This is a genomic window from Butyricicoccus sp. (assembly GCF_050872565.1).
In the GTDB taxonomy this organism is placed as follows: Bacteria; Bacillota; Clostridia; order Oscillospirales; family Butyricicoccaceae; genus Butyricicoccus_A.
Genome location: NZ_JBNMHC010000257.1, coordinates 1 through 3,253, shown reverse-complemented (window position 1 = coordinate 3,253; position 3,253 = coordinate 1). Strand labels below are relative to the sequence as shown.

Genomic DNA, 3,253 nt, shown 5'->3' with positions numbered 1-3,253 from the left:
TGCGAGAAGCCGATTGATTACGATCTGAACAAGGTACATGAAGCGATTAACGCCGCAAAGGACGCTGGCGTCAAGCTGCAGATCGGTTTCTGCCGCCGCTTTGACCACAACCATCGTGCTGTATATGATATGGTACAGCAGGGCAAGGTTGGCAAGGTAAACCTGATTAAAGTGTCTTCCCGTGATCCGGAGCCACCTCCGGTATCTTACGTAAAGGTATCCGGCGGTATCTTCTACGATATGATGATTCACGACTTCGATATGGTTCGCTTCCTGGCAGGCTCTGAAGTCACCGAAGTATCCGCATACGGTTCTGTTCTGGTCGATCCGGGCATCGGCGAAGCAGGCGACGTAGATACTGCTGTTGTTACCCTGAAGTTTGAAAACGGTGCCATCGGCGTCATTGATAACTCTCGTAAGGCTGTTTACGGCTATGACCAGAGAGTCGAAGTATTCGGCTCTGAGGGCTGCGCACAGGATGAGAACGACATTCCGAACACTGCAATCCTGTCCACCGCGGAGGGCACGACATACGGCACCGCATATAAGGTCATGTGGGATCGTTACACGGGTGCATTTGTTGCAGAGATGCAGGCATTCGCACAGGCAGTAGCAAACGACACAGAGACTCCGGTTACCGGCGAAGACGGCCTGTATCCGGTACTGATGGCAGCAGCGGCAACCAAGTCTCTGCATGAAGGTCGTCCGGTTAAAATTTCGGAGGTAGAATAATGGCACTGAGAAAATGCGCGTGTATTGATACCCTGTACACTGAGCTGGATTGGCTCGATCGTTTTCAGGCAGCAAAGGATGACGGCTTTGAAGCCGTAGAGTTCTGGGATTGGCGCATTCGTGATCTGGATGCAACGAGAGAAGCAGCACAGAAAGCTGGCATTGCGATTTCCGGCTTTAACGGAGATGCCGACTATTCTCTGGTTGATCCGACACACAAGGAGCCGTATCTCGCATATCTCAAGCAGTCCATTGACGCAGCGAAAAAAGTCGGCGCAACCAGCGTGACGATTCATTCCAACGCGCTGGGCGATGGCGGCATCGTTGTCAATCACTATGACAACCTGTCTCACACCGTCAAGCTGTGCTCGATGTATGATACCCTGCTGGCTTGCGCAAAGCTGGCAGAGGAAGAAGAAATCAATCTGAACCTTGAGGCACTGAACATCACGACCGATCATGTCGGCAACTTCCTTGCAACGACACAGATGGGCGCAGAAATTTGCCGCCTGATTGGTTCTCCGCGACTCAAGCTGTTGTACGATGTATATCACATGCAGATCAATGAGGGATGCATCTGCGATACGATCTCGAACTATGCAGATCAGTTCGGTCATATTCATGTGGCAGACGCACCGGGCAGACATGAGCCGGGCACGGGCGAAATCAATTACACCAAGGTCATTCGCCATCTGGAGGCGTGCGGTTACACGGGCAGAGTGGGATATGAGCTGTTCCCGGAGACCGACACCAAGACCGCGGTAGCTGCCATCATGCAGCATTGCTAATGGATTCTAACAGCAGGTAGGGCTGTTGAATAAAAATCCACAGTAGAGAGAAAAGGAGAAGAATTATGAAAATGAAGCGTTTTGCAGCGATGCTTTTGGCAGGCGCGATGATGACAGGCCTGTGTGCTTGTGGCAGCTCCGGCGGCGACAAAACAGCAGGTTCTGGTTCTTCCGGCGATGAGCTGAAGGTCAGCGTCATCCTCAAGACCGAAGCATCTGAGCATTGGCAGCTCATCAAGGCAGGCTGTGAGCAGTACGAGAAGGACAATCCGGGCGTCAAGGTAGACGTCAAGGGCCCTCCGTCTGAGACTTCTTATGATGAGCAGACCAACATGATCGATACCGATATTAACGGCGGCAGCTACGATGCCTATGTCATCGCTCCGCTGCAGTCGGATTCTGTAGCCGCACAGATCGCAGCAGTGGATAAGCCGGTTATCGCGCTGGACACCAACATCAATTCTGATAAGGTTGTTTCCTTCGTAGGCACCGGTAATGAAAAGGCTGCTAAGATGGGCGCAGAAGAAGCCGTTGCAGCAGCAAAGGAAGCTGGCTGGGATAAGATCGAGTGCATCGAGATTGCAGGCGTACAGGGCGACGCAACCAACACCGCTCGTATGACCGGCTATAAGGAAGGCATCGAAGAAGCTGGCGGCACATTCCTTGAGAAGGAAACCCAGTACGCAGACGCAGTGGCAGATAAGGCTGTAAACTCCATGGAAGCGATCATGCAGACACATCCGGACGGCGTAGCTATCATCTGCGCAAACAATGACGATATGGCTTGTGCAGCTGCAAAGGCAGCAAAGGGCAACAAGGCATACGAAAAGACTATCTTCCTCGGATTCGATGGTTCTACCAGTGCTTGCCAGGCAGTTCTGGACGGTTCTCTGACTCTGACTTGTGCTCAGCAGCCGTATGACATGGGCTACAAGGCTTGTGAGACCGCAGTGAAGGCAGCAAAGGGCGATTCGGTTGACAATGTAGATACCGGCACAGAAATCATCAATGGCGATAATGCACAGGCTCGCATTGATAAGATGAACGAGTATCTGGCAAAGATCAAGTAAGTATTTCGCGTTTGTCCGTCATTTAACCGATAGGGAAAGTGGAACAGGCGGCATCCGCTGCCTGTTCCATTTTTATCAGAGAAAAGGGTGAAAATCAATGAGTGAATATGTAGTAGAATTAAAAAATACGACAAAGATATTCCCCGGTGTAGTAGCTCTTGATAAAATGCAGCTGGCGGTCAAGCCGGGCGAAATTCTCGGATTGATCGGAGAAAATGGTGCGGGAAAATCGACACTGATTAAGGTGTTGACAGGAGTGCATCAGCCGGATGAAGGAGAAATCTACGTCAACGGCGAGAAAAAGACGTTTAAAGATCCAAATGAGTCCGCAGCGGCAGGCATCGCCTGCGTTTATCAGGAGCTGAACATTGAAAAACTGCTCAGCATCACAGATAATATCTTTATCAACAAATGGATTAAGGGACCGGGCGGTCTGCTTGATTACAAGACCATGCACAAGAAGGCAAAAGAAGTTATGGCGTCTCTGGGACAGGATATTGACCCGGAAAAACCAGCTGGCACCTTTGGCATGGGCGTGCAGCAGATGATTGAAATCGCCAAGGCGGTTTTGATCGATGCAAAAATGATTATTATGGACGAGCCGACCTCTTCTCTGGGCGAGAAGGAGGTAGCACAGCTTATGAAAACGTGTCGGGAACTGCG

Annotated in this window: 4 protein-coding genes; all 4 read left to right on the top strand. The window is 51.0% G+C overall.

Annotation, left to right across the window (positions count from 1 at the left end):
- Positions 1-732, top strand: a 732-nt coding sequence (locus tag ACR0P9_RS09650) for a Gfo/Idh/MocA family protein (RefSeq protein ID WP_432619611.1), incomplete at its 5' end; no start/stop codon positions are given.
- A complete protein-coding gene (locus ACR0P9_RS09645) occupies positions 732-1,520 on the top strand; it encodes a TIM barrel protein (protein ID WP_432619609.1) in 789 nt (262 codons plus the stop codon). The genes ACR0P9_RS09650 and ACR0P9_RS09645, both read left to right, overlap by 1 nt.
- Positions 1,521-1,585: 65 nt before the next feature.
- Entirely contained in the window at positions 1,586-2,590 is a 1,005-nt protein-coding gene (locus tag ACR0P9_RS09640) for a sugar ABC transporter substrate-binding protein (protein WP_432619607.1), read from the top strand.
- A gap of 97 nt (positions 2,591-2,687) precedes the next feature.
- The coding region (locus ACR0P9_RS09635; RefSeq protein ID WP_432619605.1) for an ATP-binding cassette domain-containing protein at positions 2,688-3,253 on the top strand (566 nt) is incomplete at its 3' end.

Bases quoted from the DNA above. Each gene is read 5' to 3' on its own strand.
- ACR0P9_RS09645 (WP_432619609.1), top strand. From the start codon at position 732: ATGGCACTGAGAAAATGCGCGTGTATTGATACCCTGTACACTGAGCTG.
- ACR0P9_RS09640 (WP_432619607.1), top strand. From the start codon at position 1,586: ATGAAAATGAAGCGTTTTGCAGCGATGCTTTTGGCAGGCGCGATGATG.